The sequence below is a fragment of the Flavobacterium soyangense genome, assembly GCF_015277675.1.
GTDB classification, from domain to species: Bacteria; Bacteroidota; Bacteroidia; order Flavobacteriales; family Flavobacteriaceae; genus Flavobacterium; species Flavobacterium soyangense.
Map to the genome: position 1 here is coordinate 17,181 of NZ_JADHEC010000035.1, position 19,473 is coordinate 36,653.

The following is a 19,473-nucleotide window of genomic DNA, read 5'->3' on the forward strand; positions in this document are numbered from 1 at the left end:
AAAGCAAAATTATTTACATATTTTCTGTTGAATTTCATCCAAAATATAAAGATAATCTTCCTGATTTTTCACGAAATCCTTATCCGAAACATCAATAATCAAAACATTCAATTCGGTTTGAGATTTGATGTAATCAAGGTAGCCATTGTTGATTTTATCTAAGTATGAAGCCGGAATTTTTTGCTCGTAATCTCTCCCTCTTTTCTTGATATTCTCTAGTAAACGCTCAGAATTTTGGTATAAATAAATATACAAATCAGGTTTTGGCATTTCTCTATATACAATATCAAAAAGTGTTCGATACAAACGATATTCATCTTCGGCAAGCGTTATTTTGGCAAAAATCAAGGATTTAAAAATATGATAATCGGCAACGATAAAATCCTTGAACAAATCAAATTGAGCTAAATCATCGGATAACTGTTTGTATCTATCGGCAAGAAATGACATTTCAAGTGGAAAAGCATAACGGTTTTGATCTTCGTAAAATTTTGGAAGAAAAGGATTGTCGGCAAAACGTTCCAAGACGGTTTTGGCATTAAAATCTTCCGCAATTTTTGTAGTTAACGTTGTTTTTCCTGCTCCAATATTTCCTTCAAAAGCAATATAATTAAACTGTTCCAATGGAATTCTGTCCAATGGCATTTCTAAATTCTGAACAATTGTGCAAACACTATTATCTGGGGAAGTTTCCAGTAATTCAGCAATTTTTTTGTGAAAAACAGGATGTTTCCAGTCTAAATTCAAATCCGTCATTGGCAACAAAACAAACTTTCTGTTCTGCATCAACGGATGAGGTACTTGAAGTTCTTCGGTATTAATAATTTCTTCATCGAAAGTAATCAAATCAATATCGATAATTCGGGATTGGTATTCTAACGTATCTCCGCGAACTCGACCCAATCGTCTTTCAATATTCAAAATTTGGTCTAAAATTTTGTGGGCGGAGCTAAAAGTATGAATTACCAAAGCACAATTATAGAAGGCGTCGCTGTCAAAACCCCAGGAAGGCGCTTCATACAACTTCGAAATTTTGATAATCGTACCTATTTCCCGATGTATCATTTCAAGGCTACGCTTCACATTATCAAGACGATTACCTTGATTAGTCCCGAGGGATAAAACGACCTGATGTTGTGATTTCATATTAACCACAAATTAACTAAAACAATTTTAGAATTGAACTATATTTGTCGGCGTGTTGATAACTATTTTTTGAGTTTTTAAGCTTAAATTTGTAACAATACAGTACTTTTTTCTACTAATAAAAAAAATATAATTATGAAATTTTTAGGAAATGTTTTGGCAACCATCGTAGGTTTATTTGTCTTTTTTATGTTGTTTATTTTTGGAATAATAATAATTGCGATGATTTTTGGCGGAGAATCCGAAGAAATAGCAGTCAAAAGCAACTCGGTTATCGAATTAAATTTGGAACACATTAAAAATGACTATGCCGGAAAATACAAAGATCCTTGGATGACTATTTTAGCAGATGGCGAAAAAGTAGGTCTTTCTGATATTATAAATGCCATCGAAGAAGCTAAAACTGATGATGACATCAAAGGAATTTCGATTTTAAATGATAATTCTGAATTAGGAATTGCCCAGTATAAAGCTTTGCGTGATGCATTAGAAAGTTTCAAAAAATCAGGAAAATTCGTTATGGCTTATGCCAATTCGTATTCACAAAAAGAATATTATTTAAATTCTGTTGCCAATACGGTTTACATTAATCCGGTTGGTGATTTAGATTTCAAAGGATTATCAGCAGAAATGATGTTTTTCAAGGATTTTCAGGATAAAACTGGTGTAAAAATGGAAGTAATCCGTCACGGAAAATACAAAAGCGCTGTTGAACCTTTCCTTGATAACAAAATGAGCGATGCCAATAGAGAACAAATTTCGGCATTGTTGAATTCTGTTTGGAGTACAGTAGCAAATGATGTTTCGAAAAGCAGAAATGTTTCCGTTGCAAAACTAAACGAAATTGCCGACGGTCTTCTAGCCAGAACTCCTGAAATGGCAAAAGCACAGAAATTAGTTGATGTTGTGGCATATGAAGATGTCTATCATAACGCAATTAAAAAAGCTTTAAAGGTTGATAATGATGAAGATTATAACAAAATAAGCATTTTAGATTATGCCAGAAAAGTAGCTACTACTTCGGAAAGTTTTGATAGCAAAGACAAAATTGCCATTATTTATGCACAGGGAGAAATTATGAGTGGCGAAGGTGATGTTAACAAAATTGGAGAAGGATCAATGCGTCGCTCGCTAATGGAAGCAAGAAAAGACAAAAATATAAAAGCAATCGTGCTCCGTATTAATAGTCCTGGTGGAAATGCTTTGACTTCAGATTTGATTTGGAGAGAAATCGAATTGACAAAAAAAGTAAAGCCAGTTGTGGTTTCTATGGGAAATTATGCTGCTTCCGGAGGTTATTATATTGCTTGTAATGCCAACAAAATTTTTGCCGAAGACAATACCATTACAGGTTCTATCGGAGTTTTTGGAATATTGCCTAATTTCACTCAATTAGCAACAAAAATCGGTTTGCATTCAGAACAGGTTAAAACCCATGCAAATGCAGCGGAATATAGTCCTTTTTTACCTTTGGACGAAAAATTTAGAGCAGTTACTACTGAAGGTGTCGAGCATATTTATAAAACTTTTGTATCACACGTTGCTGAAGGTCGAAAAATGTCGTTTGCACAAGTGGATTCTATTGCTCAAGGCAGAGTTTGGTCAGGTTCTCAAGCTCTAAAGATTGGTCTTGTGGATAAAATTGGTGGTTTAGACGATGCCATAAAAGAAGCTGCGTCTTTGTCAAAAACCAAAAAATACGGCACTCAAAACTTCCCTGAATTTGAAAAGAACATTAACGATATTTTAGAACATTTGCCTTTTGCAAAATCGAAAGAATCCTTTATAAAAGAAGAATTAGGCACTGAAACTTATAAAATAATGGAACAAATTAAAAGAGTTCAATCTCAAAAAGGAGTTCAGGCAATGATGCCTTTTGAGATTATTATTCAATAAAAGATAATTACGTTTTACTTAAAAATCCGTTCAAGCAATTGCTTAAACGGATTTTTTTGGGTTGTAAAGTTAAATTATTGCTTATAAAAATCAGACAAAAAAATAGTCGATTTTAAAAGCACTATTTTTGTAAAAACTAACGACATCATTTTTACTCCACTTATAGATTCTAAAAAAAATTAAATTATGACAAAGAAAATTTTAAAAATTGTTGGAATTGTAATTGTTCTGCTCATAGGAATTTTATTAGCCGCTCCGTACGTATTTAAAGAGCAAATAAAAGCCAAAATTACTCAAGCCATCAACGAGAAAGTTGATGCCAAAGTTACCTTTGCGGATGCTGATTTAAGTTTATTCAAAAATTTCCCTAATGCGAATGTTACCATTAAAAAACTAGTCATCATCAATAAAGCTCCTTTTGAAGGTGATACACTGGTTTCACTTGGTGAATTGAATTTGCAACTGTCTATCAAAGAACTTTTTAAAGGAGAAAAAGAAGTCGTGAATATTGATGGAATTACTTCAAAAAACGGATTAATCAATATCATCTTCAATAAAGAAGGAATTGCCAATTACGATATTGCGCTGAAAGACGACAAAACACAAGACGACGGAAAAAGCAAGCCTTTATCATTAAAAATTCAGAATTATAAAATCGAAAATTTCAAGTTTCGTTATTTTGACGAAAGTTCGAAAATAAAAATGACGATAGACAGCCTAAACCACGAAGGAATTGGAGATTTTACAGCCCAAAAATTGGATTTAAATACCAGATCGACAGCCAAAATTGTACTCTCAATGGACAAAGTCAATTATATGAAAAATGTTTCTATTAGTCTGGATGCCGTTTTGGGAATTGATTTAAAAAACGGCAAATACACTTTCAAACAGAACAAAGCTTTAATCAATCAATTGCCTATAGAATTGGATGGTTTTATACAAATGGTTGATGGCGGACAAGAATATGATTTGAAATTCAAAACACCCACTTCTTCCTTTAAAAACTTCTTAGGACTTATTCCCGCAGCCTATTCTTCGAGTTTGGATAATGTAAAAACAAATGGCGATTTTACCGTTGCGGGTTTTGTTAAAGGGTTGTATTCAGATAAAACCGTTCCAAAATTCAATATTAAAATTGCTTCCAATAATGCCTCTTTTCAATATCCAAATCTTCCAAAATCAGTTCGCAACATTGTAATTGACACTAAAATTATCAACAAAACCGGAATTTTAAACGACACCTACGTCAATATAGACAAGTTGTCTTTTGCCATTGATCAAGATATTTTTAATGCTAAAGCTAACATCAGAAATATTACTGAAAACGCCTTGGTAGATGCCGCTTTAAAAGGAACTATTAATTTAGGAAATTTGTCCAAAGCATATCCCATAAAATTAAGTAAGCCTTTATCTGGAATTCTAAAAGCTGATGTGACATCTAAATTCGATATGCAATCTGTAGAAAAAAGTCAATATCAAAACATCAAAAATGCTGGCACGGTGAGTTTGTCGGGCTTTAAATATGTGGATAAAAATGGAAAAGCAATGACCATCAGCAATGCTTTGGTTCAGTTTAATCCTAGTAACATCAATTTAAAACAATTCAACGCAACGACCGGAATAAGTGACATTAGCGTAACAGGTGTTTTGGAGAATTTTTATGGATTTATATTTAAAAACCAAGAATTGAAAGGAAATTTCAATATGAATTCTAAACAATTAGCTGTAGCTGATTTTATGACCACGGGTAAAGAAACTAAAACACAAGCAAAAAAAGCAGAAGCTATGAAGATTCCTGCTTTCTTAAATTGTAAGCTTACCGCAAAAGCAAATACAGTTTTATATGATAATTTAACTTTAAAGGATGTTTCGGGAAAACTGATTGTGAAAGACGAAAAAGTTACTTTAGAAAATGTAAAATCTTCTATTTTTGGAGGGACAATTGGTGTTAACGGAGCTGTTTCTACCAAAGGAAAAGTACCCGTTTTCAATGTGAATCTGAATTTAAATCAGGTGGACATTGCACAATCATTCACCCAATTAGATATGTTGAAAAAAATTGCTCCAATTGCTGGAATCATTAATGGAAAAATCAACTCGACCATAAAAATCAATGGAAATCTTGATGCAATGGAATTGACTCCTGATTTGAATTCGCTTACCGGAGATTTATTGGGACAACTGCTTTCGACAACTATAAATTCCCAAAACTCGACTTTGTTAAATGCTTTGGGTTCAAATTTGAAATTCATTGATATGAATAAAGTCAATCTAAATGATGTAAAAGCAGCTTTGACTTTCAAGGACGGAAAAGTTAATGTAAAACCTTTTGACATCAAATATCAAGACATCAAAGCAACTATTGGCGGAAGTCATGGTTTTGACCAAAGTATGAATTACAATTTAAAATTTGATGTTCCTGTCAAATATCTTGGCACTGAAGCCAATGCATTAATAGCAAAATTATCTTCAGCTGATGCCTCAAAATTGCAAAGTATTCCAATTAATGCAACCCTTGTTGGAAACTTTACAAATCCAAAAATCACAACAGACATCAACAGTGCTGTCACAAAATTAACCACTCAGTTAGTAAATCAGCAAAAAAACCGAATGGTAAAACAAGGAACATCAGCATTAACGGATTACCTTAATAAAAATAAGAAACCTAGCGATACTACAAAAACTGCAGTACAAAAAGAAGACATCAAAACCAAAGCAGCTGATTTGTTGAATGGTTTGTTCAGCAAGAAGAAAAAAACGGAAGAACCTAAGACTCCGTAAATTTTATAAACTAAGAAAGCCTGAAATTTACTTTTTAGGCTTTTTTTATATTTCAATTCGTACCACATACCCTTCAGAACTACGAACATTAAAAACGGTTCCGTCTTCAAATAGTAGATATTGTCCTTTTATTCCAGTTAATTTTCCTTGGAAATTAGGCGTTTTCTCTAAACTTAAACTATTTATTTTTTTTGGATATTCTAAAACAGGAAAATGCATTTCGTATAAATCATTTTTATCGGAGTAAAAATATTCCTGGACTTCTGCTGGAATTAAGTTTTCGACTTTCAATCTTTCGGCAATTAAATCGACTTGTACGACATCATTTTGAAGCATTTTGCGCCAATTGGTTTTATCGGCATAATGATTTTTTAAAGCGACTTCAGTAATTCCTGCTAGATAACGATTGGGAACCTCCACAATAGAAATCGCTTGGGTTGCGCCTTGATCAATCCATCGCGTAGGCATTTGAGTTTTTCGGGTTACACCCACTTTTACTTCACTTGATAAAGCCAAATAAACTATGTGTGGCTGCAATTGTACTTTTTCTTCATAAACCAAGTCCCTATCCTGAATTCCCAGATGAGCTGTGCTTAATTCCGGTTTCATAATCCAATCGCCCACAGCTGGACTGGAATAAAAACAATCGTAACAAAATCCCTGACGGAATATTTTCTTCTTTTTACCGCAATTCAAACATTGATAACCCACAAAATTGATTTCCAAATTTTTGTTCAGCAATTGATTCACGTTCAAAAAACTGTTTTCAAAAACCAAATAATATTGAATTGGATTTCCAAATTCGGTTTGCATTTTAGAAAGTACACCTTCGTATGTCATTTTGTTTAAAGTTTCAGGTTTAAAGTATAAAGTTTGACAAAAATCGCTATTTTTGGTAAAGTTATAATTCGTAATTTGTAATTCATAATTCATTACTCAGAAAAATGCCAATAGCTGTAATCAATTCTTTTGCTTCTTGGGTTCTTAAACAAAGAATTCATCAAATAGAACTTTTTTTAAAATACCCAAATGAAGTTCAGGAAGAGTTGTTAATGAACTTGATTCGAGCTTCAGAAAATACAATTTTGGGACACAAATACGACTATACTTCCATAAATTCGTATGCGACTTTCGCAGAAAGAGTTCCCGTTTCTACATACGAAGAATTACAGCCTTTGTTAGAACGCACTCGAAAAGGCGAACAGAATGTTTTCTGGGAAACTCCCGTAAAATGGTTTGCCAAATCCAGCGGAACCACAAATGCCAAAAGTAAATTTATCCCCGTAAGCCCCGAAGCACTGGAAGACTGTCATTACAAAGCAGGCAAGGATTTGTTGTGTATGTATTTGAACAACAACGAAAATTCCGAAATGTTTTTGGGAAAAAGTCTTCGCCTTGGCGGAAGTTCTCAAATTTATGAAGACAACCATACTTTTTTTGGAGATTTGTCAGCTATTTTAATTGAAAATATGCCGCTTTGGGCTGATTTTAGTAGCACTCCAAATAAAGAAATCTCGTTGATGAGCGATTGGTCAACGAAACTTCCTGTGATAATAAATGAAGTAAAAAACGAAAATGTTACCAGTTTTGCCGGCGTTCCTTCTTGGATGTTGGTTTTAATGAACAAATTGCTTGAAGAAACCGGCAAAGGAAATCTACTGGAATTATGGCCAAATCTGGAAGTTTATTTCCACGGTGGTGTGAGTTTTGAACCGTATCGTGAACAATATAAAAAAATTCTACCGAAAAGCGATTTCAAATACTATGAAATATACAATGCTTCCGAAGGTTTTTTTGCCATTCAGGATTTGAATGATTCCAGCGATTTATTGCTGATGCTGGATTATGGCATTTTCTATGAATTTATTTCGATGGATACTTTTGGAACACCAAATCAAAAAACTATTCGGTTGTCAGAAGTGGAGCTTTTTAAAAATTATGCTATTGTTATCACCACAAATTCAGGCTTGTGGCGTTATTTAATTGGTGACACCGTACGTTTTACGTCATTGAATCCTTACCGAATTCGGGTGACAGGGAGAACTAAACATCACATTAATGTTTTTGGGGAAGAATTAATGGTCGAAAATACCGATCAGGCTATTGCCAAAGCATGCCAAATTACCAGAACCGAAATAGTGGATTATACTGTTGCTCCCGTTTTTATGAAAGACAAGGATAAAGGAGCGCACGAATGGATGATTGAGTTCAAGAAAAATCCGGATGATATTACGGCATTCCAAAAAGTATTGGACGAAACCTTACAATCTTTAAATTCTGATTACGAGGCAAAACGATATAATAATATGACACTTAATCCGTTAGTTATAAATGTTGCCCGCAAAAACTTATTTTACGATTGGCTAAAAAACAAAGACAAACTTGGAGGACAGCATAAGATTCCGAGATTGTCGAATGAAAGAGATTATTTGGAACAATTGAAAAATATGCAGGTAAGTGTAAATCAATAAAATGAAAAAGATATTTTTAATAGCAATTGTGTTTTTCTTTTTGGTTTCTTGCGGACCACATAGAATGAGTTGCGGTGCAAGAGGGATTTGTATTGCTTCAGAAAAGCTAATTCGTGAACAATCTAAAATTAATCACTACAAATAAATTATAAAAATTTAGCCAAAAATCCTGTCCCAATTTTATCGGGACAGGATTTTGATTTATTATTCTTCTTGCATCATATCAATATGTCTGTCGTGGTAGCCTAATAAATATAAAATACCGTCTAGACCCAGGCTTGAAATGGATGTAGCTGCATTTTCTTTTACTTTTGGTTTGGCGTGAAAAGCAATTCCTAAACCTGCAAGGTTTAACATAGGCAAATCATTTGCACCATCACCCACAGCAATGGTTTGGTTAATGTGAATACCTTCTTTGTCAGCAATAGCTTGTAGGTATTCGGCTTTTTTTGCGCCATCGACAATTTCGCCTAAATATTTACCTGTCAATTTTCCGTCTTTAATCTCTAATTGATTGGCATAAACATAATCAATCCCCAATTCCTTTTGCAAATAATCACCAAAATAGGTGAATCCTCCAGATAAAATAGCCGTTTTATAACCATAATATTTTAAGGCTCTCATCAAGCGATGTGCTCCTTTTGTTATAGGTAGATTTATAGCCACATTATGCAGCACTTCTTCGCTTAAACCTTCTAACAAGGCCATACGTTTTTTGAAGCTTTCGCTAAAATCAATTTCGCCATTCATCGCTGATTCTGTAATCGCTCTTACTTGCTCGCCTACACCTGCCAATTCTGCCAATTCATCGATTACTTCCGTTTGAATTAAGGTAGAATCCATATCAAAACACACTAAACGTCTGTTTCTTCTATACATATTGTCTTCTTGAAAAGAGATGTCTACATCATACTTTCCTGAAATTTCCATAAAATTAGCTGTCATCAGCGTTTTATCGACAATATTACCAGTTACAGATAATTGCACACAAGAACGAGGATATTCTTCTTTCTCCACCACCGAAGTTCTGCCAGTTAATCTTATGATAGAATCAATATTCAATTTTTGGTCCGACATTATTTTGGTTACTGCTGACAATTGCTTTGCTGTCAGGGATTCTCCCAAAACATTGATGATATAACGTTGCTTGCTTTGACCTTTGACCCAAATTTCATATTCGGGAATAGAAATTGGAATAAATTTAACATTAATTCCCAATTCATAGGCTTTAAACAATAAATCTTTTAATACAGGCGCTGAAGAAGAGCCTGCTTTTATTTCAAATAAAATACCCAAAGATAACGTATCGTGAATGTCGGCTTGACCAATATCTAAAATAATGGCATCATAATTTGCTAATATAGATGTTAAACCAGCCGTCACACCAGGTTTGTCCTGGCCAGAAACTTTTAATAAAATTATCTCTTTATCTTCTAATATCATTTTTATTTGTATTGATTTGCAAGGGGCAAAAATCGACAATCTATTGCTTATAAAAAAGAATATCCCGTGTTTTTTCACAAATAGGAAATGCCATTCAAACTTTCTTGCTTTAACAGCAAAAAATCTAGATTAGAAAATCCTTGGCTATAAAAAAACCTGCTCCAATAAAGGAACAGGTTTCTAAATTATTTATTTTTGGAATTTAAAATTACATCATTCCCGGCATTCCGCCACCCATAGGCATTGAATTTCCGTTTTCTTCTTTGATTTCGACCAAAGCACATTCGGTTGTCAATATCATTCCGGCAACTGAAGCTGCGTTTTCTAAAGCTACACGAGTTACTTTTTTAGGATCGATAATTCCAGCTTTTAGCATATCAACATATTCGTCGGTTTTTGCATTGTAACCAAAATCACCTTTTCCTTCAGCAACTTTTGCAACGACAACTGAACCTTCAAGACCAGCGTTTTCAACTATTGTTCTCAATGGAGATTCTATAGCGCGAGATATAATTTGGATTCCTGTTGCTTCGTCTGCGTTGTCCGCTTTTAAAGCAGTTAGGGCATTTTTGGCTCTCAATAGAGCAACACCTCCACCAGCAACAATTCCTTCTTCAACAGCGGCACGAGTAGCGTGAAGCGCATCGTCAACTCTGTCTTTTTTCTCTTTCATTTCCACTTCAGAAGCTGCTCCAACATATAAAACTGCAACTCCACCGGCTAATTTAGCCAAACGTTCCTGCAATTTTTCTTTGTCATAATCCGAAGTCGTTGCTTCCATTTGACCTTTGATTTGGCTTACACGATTTTTGATTACATCGGCTTCACCAGCACCACTTACAATGGTTGTATTGTCTTTGTCTATGGTTACTCTTTTTGCAGTTCCCAACATTTCGATTGTTGTGTTTTCTAAAGTATAACCTCTTTCTTCTGAGATTACGATTCCTCCAGTCAAGATGGCAATGTCTTCCAACATTGCTTTTCTTCTGTCGCCAAAACCTGGTGCTTTTACAGCAGCAATTTTCAAGGCGCCACGTAATTTATTTACCACCAAAGTTGATAATGCTTCACCATCAACGTCCTCGGCAATAATCAATAATGGTTTTCCTGATTGAGCAACTGGCTCTAAAACTGGCAATAATTCTTTTAGAGAAGAAACTTTTTTGTCATACAATAGGATGTAAGGACTTTCTAGTTCTACTTCCATTTTCTCACCATTGGTAACAAAATAAGGAGAAAGATATCCTCTGTCAAATTGCATTCCTTCCACAACATCTACATAAGTATCAGTTCCTTTTGCTTCTTCAACGGTGATTACGCCTTCTTTTCCAACTTTTGCGAAAGCGTTAGCAATCAATTCGCCTATCACTTCGTCATTATTTGCTGAAATTGAAGCAATTTGTTTTATTTTTTCAGAATCACTTCCTACCACTTTAGCTTGTTTTGCCAAGTCAGCAACAATAGCTTCAACAGCCTTATCGATTCCTCTTTTCAAATCCATTGGATTTGCACCGGCAGCAACGTTTTTTAAACCTTCTTTTACGATGGCTTGTGCCAAAACAGTAGCAGTTGTAGTTCCGTCACCGGCTAAATCATTGGTTTTAGAAGCAACTTCTTTTACCATTTGAGCACCCATGTTTTCTAATGGATCTTTCAATTCTATTTCTTTTGCAACGGTAACACCGTCTTTAGTAACTGTTGGTCCACCGAAAGATTTTCCAATAATTACATTACGACCTTTAGGTCCAAGAGTTACTTTTACTGCATTTGCTAATGCATCGACACCACGTTTTAATCCGTCACGTGCTTCAATATCAAATTTTATATTTTTAGCCATTTTGTTTTTAACTTTTAATTTTCTTACTACTTAATTCTTTGAACTTAATACCTAATTATACAATCGCAAGAATATCGTCCTCACGCATAATCAAATAATCTTTTCCGTCTAGTTTTAATTCTGTACCGGCATATTTTCCGTAAAGAACAGAATCTCCAATTTTTACAGTCATTTCATGGTCTTTTGTGCCTTTTCCAACAGCAACAACAGTTCCTTTTTGTGGTTTTTCTTTTGCGTTATCCGGAATAAAAATCCCTGAGGCAGTTTTTGTTTCAGCAGCAGCAGGTTCAATAAGAACGCGGTCTGAAAGGGGTTTAATATTTAAAGCCATAATGATATAATATTTTGTTATTTTTTAATTTGTTAAGAATCGGATTTCAGAAATTATGCCAACAGTTGAAAACTGACATTTTTTCTTAAAAAAAATGCCAGCTTTGACAGGCTGGCATTTAATATATTTTGATGGAAAAAATTATTTTGCTGGGGTCGTTCCGACAGGTGCATTTTGAACCGGAGCAGCTGGTGTTGGAGTGTTCGTAGCAGGAGCTTCTGTTTTATCAATAATTTTTGAATCAGTTTCGCCTAATGATCCTCCAAAACTCAAACTTGAAAGTAAAATAAGTACAATTAATATTGCTGCTAATGTCCAAGTGCTTTTATCTAAAAAGTCTGTAGTTTTTTGTACACCACCAATTTGTGTTGATCCACCTAATGATGAAGAAAGCCCACCACCTTTAGGGTTTTGAACCATTATTACTACTACTAGTAAGAAACAAACTATTGTTATTAAAACTAAAAAAATTGAAAATGTGCTCATTGTTTAATTATTATTTTGTTGTAAAATCTTAATATCCGAGATTCGGTCTGCAAAGAAACTACTTTTTTCTGGATATTTCAAAATTAATATCTCATAAGCTTGTATCGCTTTTTGATATTTTTTTTGTTCCAAGTAAACTCTTGCTAAAGTTTCGGTCATTAAATAGGAATTATCCGTTTTATTTGAATCGAAATAAGTTGCTGATTCTGCGCTTTGTTTTATTGGGGAAATCTTTGGACTGGCTTCAATAAATTTATCAATCAAGTCCGCTTTTTTCTTTTTGTCCTCGTCCAATGCAACTGTTTTAGAATTAACTTCGCTTACTTTTTCTCTTTCTATTGGTTGAGTTCTGGAAAGTTGGAGCCATTCCTGAAAAGAATGTTTTTCGTTTATGGAAAAACCTAGAGGCTTTCCGATTTCCAGGTTTTCTTCTGCTAATTTAGTATTTTCGGCAAATTCAATAGGTGTTGCTCCTTTTATAGTAGTAAGAATGGATTGTTCTAAGGTGTTTGTTTTTGGCTCAAGTCGTATTATTTCGGCCTTAATTATTTCGGAATCAATTACGTTAATGTCAAGAAGCTCCAGTATTTTCTTGTCGTATAATCCTTTTTGGATAGCAACAAATGTATCTGAAGTGATGAAATCAAATAAAACGGTTCTGTCAGTGGTGTGGGCTGCCGTAACTTTTAAAGCATAATTATATCTGAAACTATTTTCATTAAAAAGTCCTTTCAACCTTAAAGCTCTGGCACTTTGAAAGAACGGAAATTCTTCCAGCACTTTTCCCAACGCATCAGTTTGCTTTTCGTTGATAGCATCTGGTTTATTAATTAAATAAGTGTAATCGGTTACGTTCATTTTAAGATTTTAGCTGAGTCCTGCAATCTGCCAACTTATTTTTACCATTTTGCCAATGATTCATTGAATATATCTTGGGTAATTCTTTCGAAAATTGTTCTAATGGCGTTATCCCTTGTTTGGCCTGTAAGTTGTTGTTTTGCTGGATAATCAAAGAAAAATTCGAAAGGCTTCTCAAAATTATCTGCGTCTTTATTTTTATTGGTAAACCGAACATTTACTCTGATTGTCAATCTGTTTTGTGCGGCTTGAATATCAGCAGTTGCTAACATAGGAGTTATTCTGTAGTCTGTGATTTCTCCTTCGTATGTTAAATCGCCTCCATTTTTCGCCAAATTCAGGTTGGTTTGATTTTGGATAATATCTTGTAACGTTAAGGTAAAAGTCCTGTCAATCCCTGGTTCAATCAATTCGGCATTGTTTTGAAAAAAATTAACCTGAAAAGTTTTTGCATCAATTTTACCAGTTCCGGTGAAGTTATAAACAGAACATCCACTGAAGGTAAATAGTAGTGTGAGGGCAATAATATAATGTGTGTGCTTCATTTTATATTTAAAAAGTTCAAAGATATTCAATTTTTAAAGATCAAACTGTTTTATTTTTCGATACAATGTCCTTTCGGAAATCCCCAATTCATCTGCCGCAGCTTTTCGTTTTCCTTTGTTTTTATCCAATGATTTTTTTATCATTTCGATTTCTCTTTGCTCTAATTTCAGAATTTCTTCTTCTTCGACAGTTTCGGCAAATTGGTAATTATCATCTTGCTCTTGGTAATTATCTTCGTTGTTTTGGGCAGTAATCACGCCCGTTCTTGGCTCTTCTTCAAAATCTATTTCGCTGTCATCTTCATTGGAACCATATATTTTTTTGATTAAATTTGAATTGGTCTCTTGAACTTTTGTGACGCCGTTTTGCATCAATTCCAAGGTTAATTTCTTCAAATCATTCAAATCGCTTTTCATGTCAAAAAGCACTTTGTATAAAATTTCTCTTTCGGTACTAAAATCATTTTTGCTTTTTTTGTCCTTTATGACCGAAGGTAAATTACTAGCTTCCGAAGGCAAATAGGATTGCAAAGTTGCTGCGGTTATATCGCGATTGGTTTCTAAAACTGAAATTTGTTCGGCTACATTTCGCAATTGTCGAATGTTTCCGCTCCAGCGAAATTTTTGCAATAACTGAACTGCATTTTCATCTAATTTTATTGGAGGCATTTTATATTTCTGTGCAAAATCTGCAGCAAATTTTCTGAACAATAAATGAATATCGTCTTTTCTGTCGCGCAATGGCGGCAAAGTAATATCCACCGTGCTTAATCTATAATACAAATCTTCTCGGAATTTTCCTTTTTCGATGGCGTCAAACAAGTTGACATTGGTTGCAGCCACAATTCGAACATTGGTTTTTTGTACTTGTGAAGAACCTACTTTTATAAATTCTCCATTTTCAAGCACGCGAAGCAATCGCACTTGAGTCGTCAAGGGTAATTCGCCCACTTCGTCAAGAAAAATGGTTCCGCCATCGGCAACTTCAAAATAACCTTCACGAGTTCCCGTTGCGCCAGTAAAAGAACCTTTTTCATGACCAAAAAGCTCGCTATCTATCGTTCCTTCCGGAATTGCGCCGCAGTTTACGGCGATGTATTTCCCATGTTTTCTATGTGAAAGCGTATGGATTATTTTCGGAATACTTTCTTTTCCAACGCCACTTTCACCCACCACCAATACAGAAATATCGGTTGGCGCCACTTGAATGGCTTTTTCTATCGCACGATTGAGTTTCGGGTCATTCCCGATAATCTCGAATCGTTGTTTTATTGATTGAACTGTTTCCATAATTTATTTATTTTCTCAGGACTTTACTTGTTGATATTTGTCAACGTATCTTTTACAGGAGCTGTTTTTTCAATTTTGTGTTTTGGAAAATAGGTTCTAATGATATAAAAAGTGGAACCGAATCCAACAATGAAAGTAAGTATGGCAATAATTATATTTTTTCTTGTCATTTTTTTAAATCTAAAAGGAATTTTAATTCATCTCACTCAAACCCAGTGCTTCGCCAATTAAAGTTCCGCTGGTACAACTCGTGATTTTTACATTCACAAAATCACCAATTTTATAATTCTCTTTTGGAAAAACCACCACAATACTTTGGGAGTTTCTTCCAGACCAATCGTTTTCTGATTTTTTAGAAACTTTTTCCACCAAAACTTCAACAGTTTGACCAACGAATTCTTGGGTTCTTATCGCACTGTATTTTCTTTGTGCATCGACAATTTCCTGTAATCTTCTCGATTTTATTGTTTCCGGAACGTCATCTTTCATTTTGCGTTCGGCCAATGTTCCCGGACGTTCTGAGTAAGCGTACATATAACCAAAACTGTATTTCACGTATTCCATCAAACTCAAAGTGTCTTGGTGATCTTCTTCGGTTTCAGTTGGAAAACCTGAAATCAGGTCTTGGGTAACGGAACAATCCGGAATGATAGTCCTGATTTTATCAATCAAGGTCATATACTGTTCCCGAGTGTGTAAACGGTTCATTTCCTTAAGAATTCTGTTGCTTCCCGATTGAACAGGCAAGTGAATATGGTTGCAAATATTCGAATGTTTCGCAATCACGTGCAACACACTTTCGTGCATATCCTGCGGATTGGAAGTCGAAAACCGAATGCGCATTTTTGGAAAACCAACAGCCGCCATTTCGAGTAATTGATCAAAATCGACCGCAGTTGCTTTTTGCATTTCGGAAGCATTGATGAAATCTTTTTTCAGTCCGCCGCCATACCATAAATAGCTGTCAACATTCTGACCCAAAAGTGTAATTTCCTTAAAACCTTTGTCCCACAAATCCTGAATTTCCTTCATAATACTTTGCGGTTCACGGCTGCGCTCTCGACCTCGGGTAAAAGGCACCACGCAAAACGTACACATATTATCGCAACCACGCGTGATGGAAACAAAAGCGGAAACTCCATTCGAATTCAATCGAACGGGTGAAATATCGCCATAAGTTTCATCTTTCGACAAAATCACGTTAATCGCATCGCGACCTTCTTCAACTTCTGCCAATAAATTAGGTAGATCTTTATACGCATCAGGACCTACAACAAGATCCACAATTTTTTCTTCTTCCAGAAACTGACTTTTCAAACGTTCTGCCATACAGCCCAAAACTCCAACTTTCATCTTTGGATTGGTGCGTTTCACGGCATTGTATTTCTCTAAACGTTTTCGGATTGTTTGTTCCGCTTTGTCCCGAATCGAACAGGTATTCACCAAAACCAAATCCGCTTCTTCAAGGATTTGCGTAGTATTATATCCGTTTGACGATAGGATGGAAGCCACGATTTCACTATCCGAAAAATTCATCGCACAGCCGTAACTTTCTATAAAGAGTTTCTTGGTATTCTCCGGTTTATAATCTAAAACGAGGCTTTCGCCTTGCTTGCTTTCTTCAATAATCTTTTCCATAGTCACTTTCAAAAGTGTGTTTTAATAAGAATGCAAAGTTACAATATTTCGAATCAATATGACAAGATGTCAGCCGAAGAATTAACAGTATTTTAAGGCGTTTTATTATAAGAAGCCATCTCCCGCTTTTCGTTACAAGTCCTCGCAAAAAAAGTAAAGTTTCCAAAGTCCTAAAAAGAGCTTCCGTTGGTCGCTTTTTTAGAACAGGAAACTTTTACTTTTTTTGTTCCGGGCTTTTCACTGCAATCCGGGCTAGGGTATTTGAGGAGAATGCTGTGCGAAGTCTCCCGACTTCGTGCCCATTATTTAATGCCGCTACAACTTTGGCAGCCTTTATTTTTATCCCGTGTTTATTGATTTTTGAATTGGCTACGAAGTCGGGAGACTTCGCAGAGCTTGGGAAAATAGGGATCATTTTTATCTATTTGATAATCGCGTGGCAAACGCTTTATTTAGTTTTTGTTTGTCATAATTATTTTTCAAAGTTTATGTTAGTCTAAATTCCAATATGCTATTCCTGCATCATCCCCAAACTCATCATTAAGCCAATCTTCATAACTTGGTTGATTATTCCAATCATTATCATCATTATCCGAATCGTCATCTGCCCGATCGTCATCATAATTTAAACTGTTAAAGTCATAATTTAAATCATTTTCCAAAGTGTAAAAAACATCATCTATTATTTTAGCATCAACAAAAACTTTTAATCTTTCATATATTAAATTGATTGCTTTCCAATCTTCTGCTGTGGGCTTAAGATTGCTAATAATGCTTCCTATCTTATCTCTAAATTTTGCAATAAATTCTATTGACCATGCTTTGGAATAAACCATAGACTTTTGATCCCAACTCCATTTATCTTCAAATTTCTCAATCAATTCATTTGACCAAGGCAGAGTTTTATTATTTGACAAACTATGCCAATCCCATTTATTTTCAAATTTCTCAATCAATTCAATTGACCAAAACAAACCTTCATTGGTTGACAAACTAGGGCATCCCTTCCAAATCCTTTTGTCTTCAAATTTTGCAATCAATGTCGAAGTCCAAGGCAAAGCCGAATTGCCTGCCAAATTTCCCCAATTCCATTTATTTTCAAATTTCTCAATCAATTCAATTGACCATGGTAGACTTTCACTTGTTGATAAACAATTCCAATCCCATTTATTTTCAAATTTTTCAATTAATTCAACTGACCATAAAACATTACTATTATAATGCAAACACCACCAACTTAATTCATCTTCAAATTTTTCAATAAACTCAATTGTGATTGGGAATAATGTCTCATTGCTATCAAAAACTGACCAAAACTTTTTATCAGAATATAAATCATCTAATTTTGAAAGGTCTATTTTAATAGTATCAACTTCGCATTTAGCCGATCTATTTTGAATTAAGTATGCCCAGTCCCATTTATTTTCAAATTTTTCAATAAATTCATTTGACCACGGCAAAAATTCATTTCTTGACAATTCAAACCAATCCCATTCCTTTTCATATTTTGAAATAAAGTCAATAGTCCATAGTACAGATTTACTAGCTGACATCCATTTAAAATCCCAGTTATTTTCAAATTTTTCAAAGAGTTCTTGCGACCACGGTAAAGACTCATTCTTAGATAGCAGCGACCAATTTAATTGTTTTGAAAATCTTTCAATTAATTGAATTGTCCAAGGAAGACTTTCATGGCGCGATAGTCCCAACCAATCCCAATTATTTTCAAATTTTTCAAGTAACTCTCTAGACCAAGGCAATGATTCATTTCTTGACAAGACACACCAACTATAATTTTCTTTAATCTCTGTAAACAGTTTCTTTGAACAATATTCATATTCAGACTCATAATATGATACATTATCCGAAGTCCATTTATCTTCAAATTTCTCTATCAATTCTGGAGACCATGGCAAAACTGAATTACTTGATAAACTCCGCCAATCCCATTTATTTTCAAATTCCTCTATCAATTCAACTGACCAAAGCAGTGCTTTATTTTCAGATAATATATTCCAATTCCATTTGTTTTTATATTTTTCAATCAATTCAACTGACCACGGTAGATATTTGTTTTTTGACAAAATTTCCCAATTCCATTTATTTTCGAACTTTTCAATAAATTCAATCGACCATGGTAAAGATGTCCGCTTAGATAAAATTTCCCAATTCCATTTTTCTTCAAAAACTTTAATCAATTCAGGGGTACTTCGTAAATCTTTACGAATAGATAAAATATTCCAATCTAAATTTTTTTCAAATTTTATAATTGATTCAAAAGACCATATTAAAGATTTCTTTTTGGAAATAATGTTCCAAGCCCATTCCCAATAACTGCTGAAATTATCTAATAAATCTATTGACCAAGGCAACGAATTATTCTCTAATAAATTATCCCAAATCCATTTGTCTTCATATTTTTTTAAAAAATCTATTGACCAAGGTAAGGTTGTATTATCTGACAATTGGTACCAATTCCATATTTTATAATACTTGTTCAGGTAATCTTCTTTTATTGGGAAATTTTTACTAATGAATGCTATAAAGAATTTCGGATTTTCTTTTAATATCTCAACCATTAGATTTTGGCTATTGAGGTTATACAAATATTCATCACGAGTTTTTATAAATAAACACTATCGACCGACAAAACTAAGATTTAGGCAATAAATTCCTTTTAACCCTAGTAAATGCTAGGATTATTTTGTAAAATAAAAAACCTACCTCCCTATATTTCAGAAGAATTGCATT

16 protein-coding genes are annotated in these 19,473 nt (G+C 34.2%); 4 read left to right on the forward strand and 12 right to left on the reverse strand.

Annotation, left to right across the window (positions count from 1 at the left end):
• Positions 1 to 9: 9 nt before the first annotated feature.
• Positions 10 to 1,146, reverse strand: coding sequence for a 2-amino-4-hydroxy-6-hydroxymethyldihydropteridine diphosphokinase (gene folK / locus IR213_RS13400; RefSeq protein WP_194312810.1), 1,137 nt, complete (start codon positions 1,144 to 1,146; stop codon positions 10 to 12).
• Positions 1,147 to 1,281: 135 nt separating this feature from the next.
• Here folK and sppA point away from each other — a divergent pair, with 135 nt between their 5' ends.
• Both sppA and IR213_RS13410 read left to right on the forward strand, forming a co-directional pair.
• Positions 1,282 to 3,042 (forward strand): signal peptide peptidase SppA, encoded by a 1,761-nt coding sequence (gene sppA / locus IR213_RS13405; protein WP_194312811.1) that lies wholly within the window; start codon positions 1,282 to 1,284, stop codon positions 3,040 to 3,042.
• 186 nt (positions 3,043 to 3,228) lie between these two features.
• Positions 3,229 to 5,823, forward strand: coding sequence for an AsmA-like C-terminal region-containing protein (locus tag IR213_RS13410; RefSeq protein ID WP_194312812.1), 2,595 nt, complete (start codon positions 3,229 to 3,231; stop codon positions 5,821 to 5,823).
• Between the two features lie 45 nt (positions 5,824 to 5,868).
• On the opposite strand, the gene IR213_RS13415 is transcribed toward IR213_RS13410, so the two are convergent.
• Positions 5,869 to 6,663 carry a DUF2797 domain-containing protein gene (locus IR213_RS13415; protein ID WP_194312813.1) on the reverse strand — a complete coding sequence of 265 codons (795 nt, stop codon included), beginning with the start codon at positions 6,661 to 6,663 and terminating at the stop codon, positions 5,869 to 5,871.
• Positions 6,664 to 6,767: 104 nt separating this feature from the next.
• On the opposite strand from IR213_RS13415, the gene IR213_RS13420 reads away from it, so the two are divergent.
• Together IR213_RS13420 and IR213_RS13425 are read left to right on the forward strand one after the other, a co-directional pair.
• Entirely contained in the window at positions 6,768 to 8,294 is a 1,527-nt protein-coding gene (locus IR213_RS13420; RefSeq protein WP_194312814.1) for a GH3 auxin-responsive promoter family protein, read from the forward strand.
• A 1-nt stretch (position 8,295) separates the two neighbouring features.
• Positions 8,296 to 8,439: a hypothetical protein gene (locus IR213_RS13425; protein ID WP_194312815.1), complete on the forward strand. Its 144-nt coding sequence runs from the start codon at positions 8,296 to 8,298 to the stop codon at positions 8,437 to 8,439.
• A 59-nt stretch (positions 8,440 to 8,498) separates the two neighbouring features.
• Here the strand turns inward: IR213_RS13425 and serB are convergent, their stop codons facing one another.
• The 10 genes from serB to IR213_RS13475 form a co-directional block, all read right to left on the reverse strand.
• On the reverse strand, positions 8,499 to 9,737 hold the full coding sequence (serB, locus tag IR213_RS13430) for a phosphoserine phosphatase SerB (protein WP_228479190.1): 1,239 nt from the start codon (positions 9,735 to 9,737) through the stop codon (positions 8,499 to 8,501).
• 208 nt (positions 9,738 to 9,945) lie between these two features.
• A complete protein-coding gene (groL, locus tag IR213_RS13435) occupies positions 9,946 to 11,574 on the reverse strand; it encodes a chaperonin GroEL (protein WP_194312816.1) in 1,629 nt (542 codons plus the stop codon).
• Between the two features lie 55 nt (positions 11,575 to 11,629).
• Positions 11,630 to 11,905 carry a co-chaperone GroES gene (locus tag IR213_RS13440; protein WP_194312817.1) on the reverse strand — a complete coding sequence of 92 codons (276 nt, stop codon included), beginning with the start codon at positions 11,903 to 11,905 and terminating at the stop codon, positions 11,630 to 11,632.
• A 141-nt stretch (positions 11,906 to 12,046) separates the two neighbouring features.
• Positions 12,047 to 12,391 (reverse strand): preprotein translocase subunit SecG, encoded by a 345-nt coding sequence (gene secG, locus IR213_RS13445; protein WP_194312818.1) that lies wholly within the window; start codon positions 12,389 to 12,391, stop codon positions 12,047 to 12,049.
• Between the two features lie 3 nt (positions 12,392 to 12,394).
• A complete protein-coding gene (locus IR213_RS13450) occupies positions 12,395 to 13,249 on the reverse strand; it encodes a tetratricopeptide repeat protein (protein WP_194312819.1) in 855 nt (284 codons plus the stop codon).
• A gap of 41 nt (positions 13,250 to 13,290) precedes the next feature.
• Positions 13,291 to 13,794, reverse strand: coding sequence for an LptE family protein (locus tag IR213_RS13455; RefSeq protein WP_194312820.1), 504 nt, complete (start codon positions 13,792 to 13,794; stop codon positions 13,291 to 13,293).
• Positions 13,795 to 13,827: 33 nt separating this feature from the next.
• A complete protein-coding gene (locus IR213_RS13460) occupies positions 13,828 to 15,084 on the reverse strand; it encodes a sigma-54 interaction domain-containing protein (RefSeq protein ID WP_194312821.1) in 1,257 nt (418 codons plus the stop codon).
• 23 nt (positions 15,085 to 15,107) lie between these two features.
• A complete protein-coding gene (locus IR213_RS13465) occupies positions 15,108 to 15,254 on the reverse strand; it encodes a hypothetical protein (protein WP_194312822.1) in 147 nt (48 codons plus the stop codon).
• Positions 15,255 to 15,276: 22 nt separating this feature from the next.
• Positions 15,277 to 16,722 carry a tRNA (N6-isopentenyl adenosine(37)-C2)-methylthiotransferase MiaB gene (gene miaB / locus IR213_RS13470; protein ID WP_194312823.1) on the reverse strand — a complete coding sequence of 482 codons (1,446 nt, stop codon included), beginning with the start codon at positions 16,720 to 16,722 and terminating at the stop codon, positions 15,277 to 15,279.
• Between the two features lie 491 nt (positions 16,723 to 17,213).
• Positions 17,214 to 19,301 (reverse strand): hypothetical protein, encoded by a 2,088-nt coding sequence (locus IR213_RS13475; protein ID WP_194312824.1) that lies wholly within the window; start codon positions 19,299 to 19,301, stop codon positions 17,214 to 17,216.
• Positions 19,302 to 19,473: the final 172 nt, after the last annotated feature.

Bases quoted from the DNA above. Each gene is read 5' to 3' on its own strand.
- IR213_RS13425 (WP_194312815.1), top strand. From the start codon at position 8,296: ATGAAAAAGATATTTTTAATAGCAATTGTGTTTTTCTTTTTGGTTTCT.
- IR213_RS13455 (WP_194312820.1), bottom strand. From the start codon at position 13,794: ATGAAGCACACACATTATATTATTGCCCTCACACTACTATTTACCTTC.
- folK (WP_194312810.1), bottom strand. From the start codon at position 1,146: ATGAAATCACAACATCAGGTCGTTTTATCCCTCGGGACTAATCAAGGT.
- IR213_RS13460 (WP_194312821.1), bottom strand. From the start codon at position 15,084: ATGGAAACAGTTCAATCAATAAAACAACGATTCGAGATTATCGGGAAT.
- miaB (WP_194312823.1), bottom strand. From the start codon at position 16,722: ATGGAAAAGATTATTGAAGAAAGCAAGCAAGGCGAAAGCCTCGTTTTA.
- IR213_RS13420 (WP_194312814.1), top strand. From the start codon at position 6,768: ATGCCAATAGCTGTAATCAATTCTTTTGCTTCTTGGGTTCTTAAACAA.
- IR213_RS13415 (WP_194312813.1), bottom strand. From the start codon at position 6,663: ATGACATACGAAGGTGTACTTTCTAAAATGCAAACCGAATTTGGAAAT.
- serB (WP_228479190.1), bottom strand. From the start codon at position 9,737: ATGATATTAGAAGATAAAGAGATAATTTTATTAAAAGTTTCTGGCCAG.
- IR213_RS13440 (WP_194312817.1), bottom strand. From the start codon at position 11,905: ATGGCTTTAAATATTAAACCCCTTTCAGACCGCGTTCTTATTGAACCT.
- IR213_RS13450 (WP_194312819.1), bottom strand. From the start codon at position 13,249: ATGAACGTAACCGATTACACTTATTTAATTAATAAACCAGATGCTATC.
- IR213_RS13410 (WP_194312812.1), top strand. From the start codon at position 3,229: ATGACAAAGAAAATTTTAAAAATTGTTGGAATTGTAATTGTTCTGCTC.
- groL (WP_194312816.1), bottom strand. From the start codon at position 11,574: ATGGCTAAAAATATAAAATTTGATATTGAAGCACGTGACGGATTAAAA.
- IR213_RS13465 (WP_194312822.1), bottom strand. From the start codon at position 15,254: ATGACAAGAAAAAATATAATTATTGCCATACTTACTTTCATTGTTGGA.
- sppA (WP_194312811.1), top strand. From the start codon at position 1,282: ATGAAATTTTTAGGAAATGTTTTGGCAACCATCGTAGGTTTATTTGTC.
- IR213_RS13475 (WP_194312824.1), bottom strand. From the start codon at position 19,301: ATGGTTGAGATATTAAAAGAAAATCCGAAATTCTTTATAGCATTCATT.
- secG (WP_194312818.1), bottom strand. From the start codon at position 12,391: ATGAGCACATTTTCAATTTTTTTAGTTTTAATAACAATAGTTTGTTTC.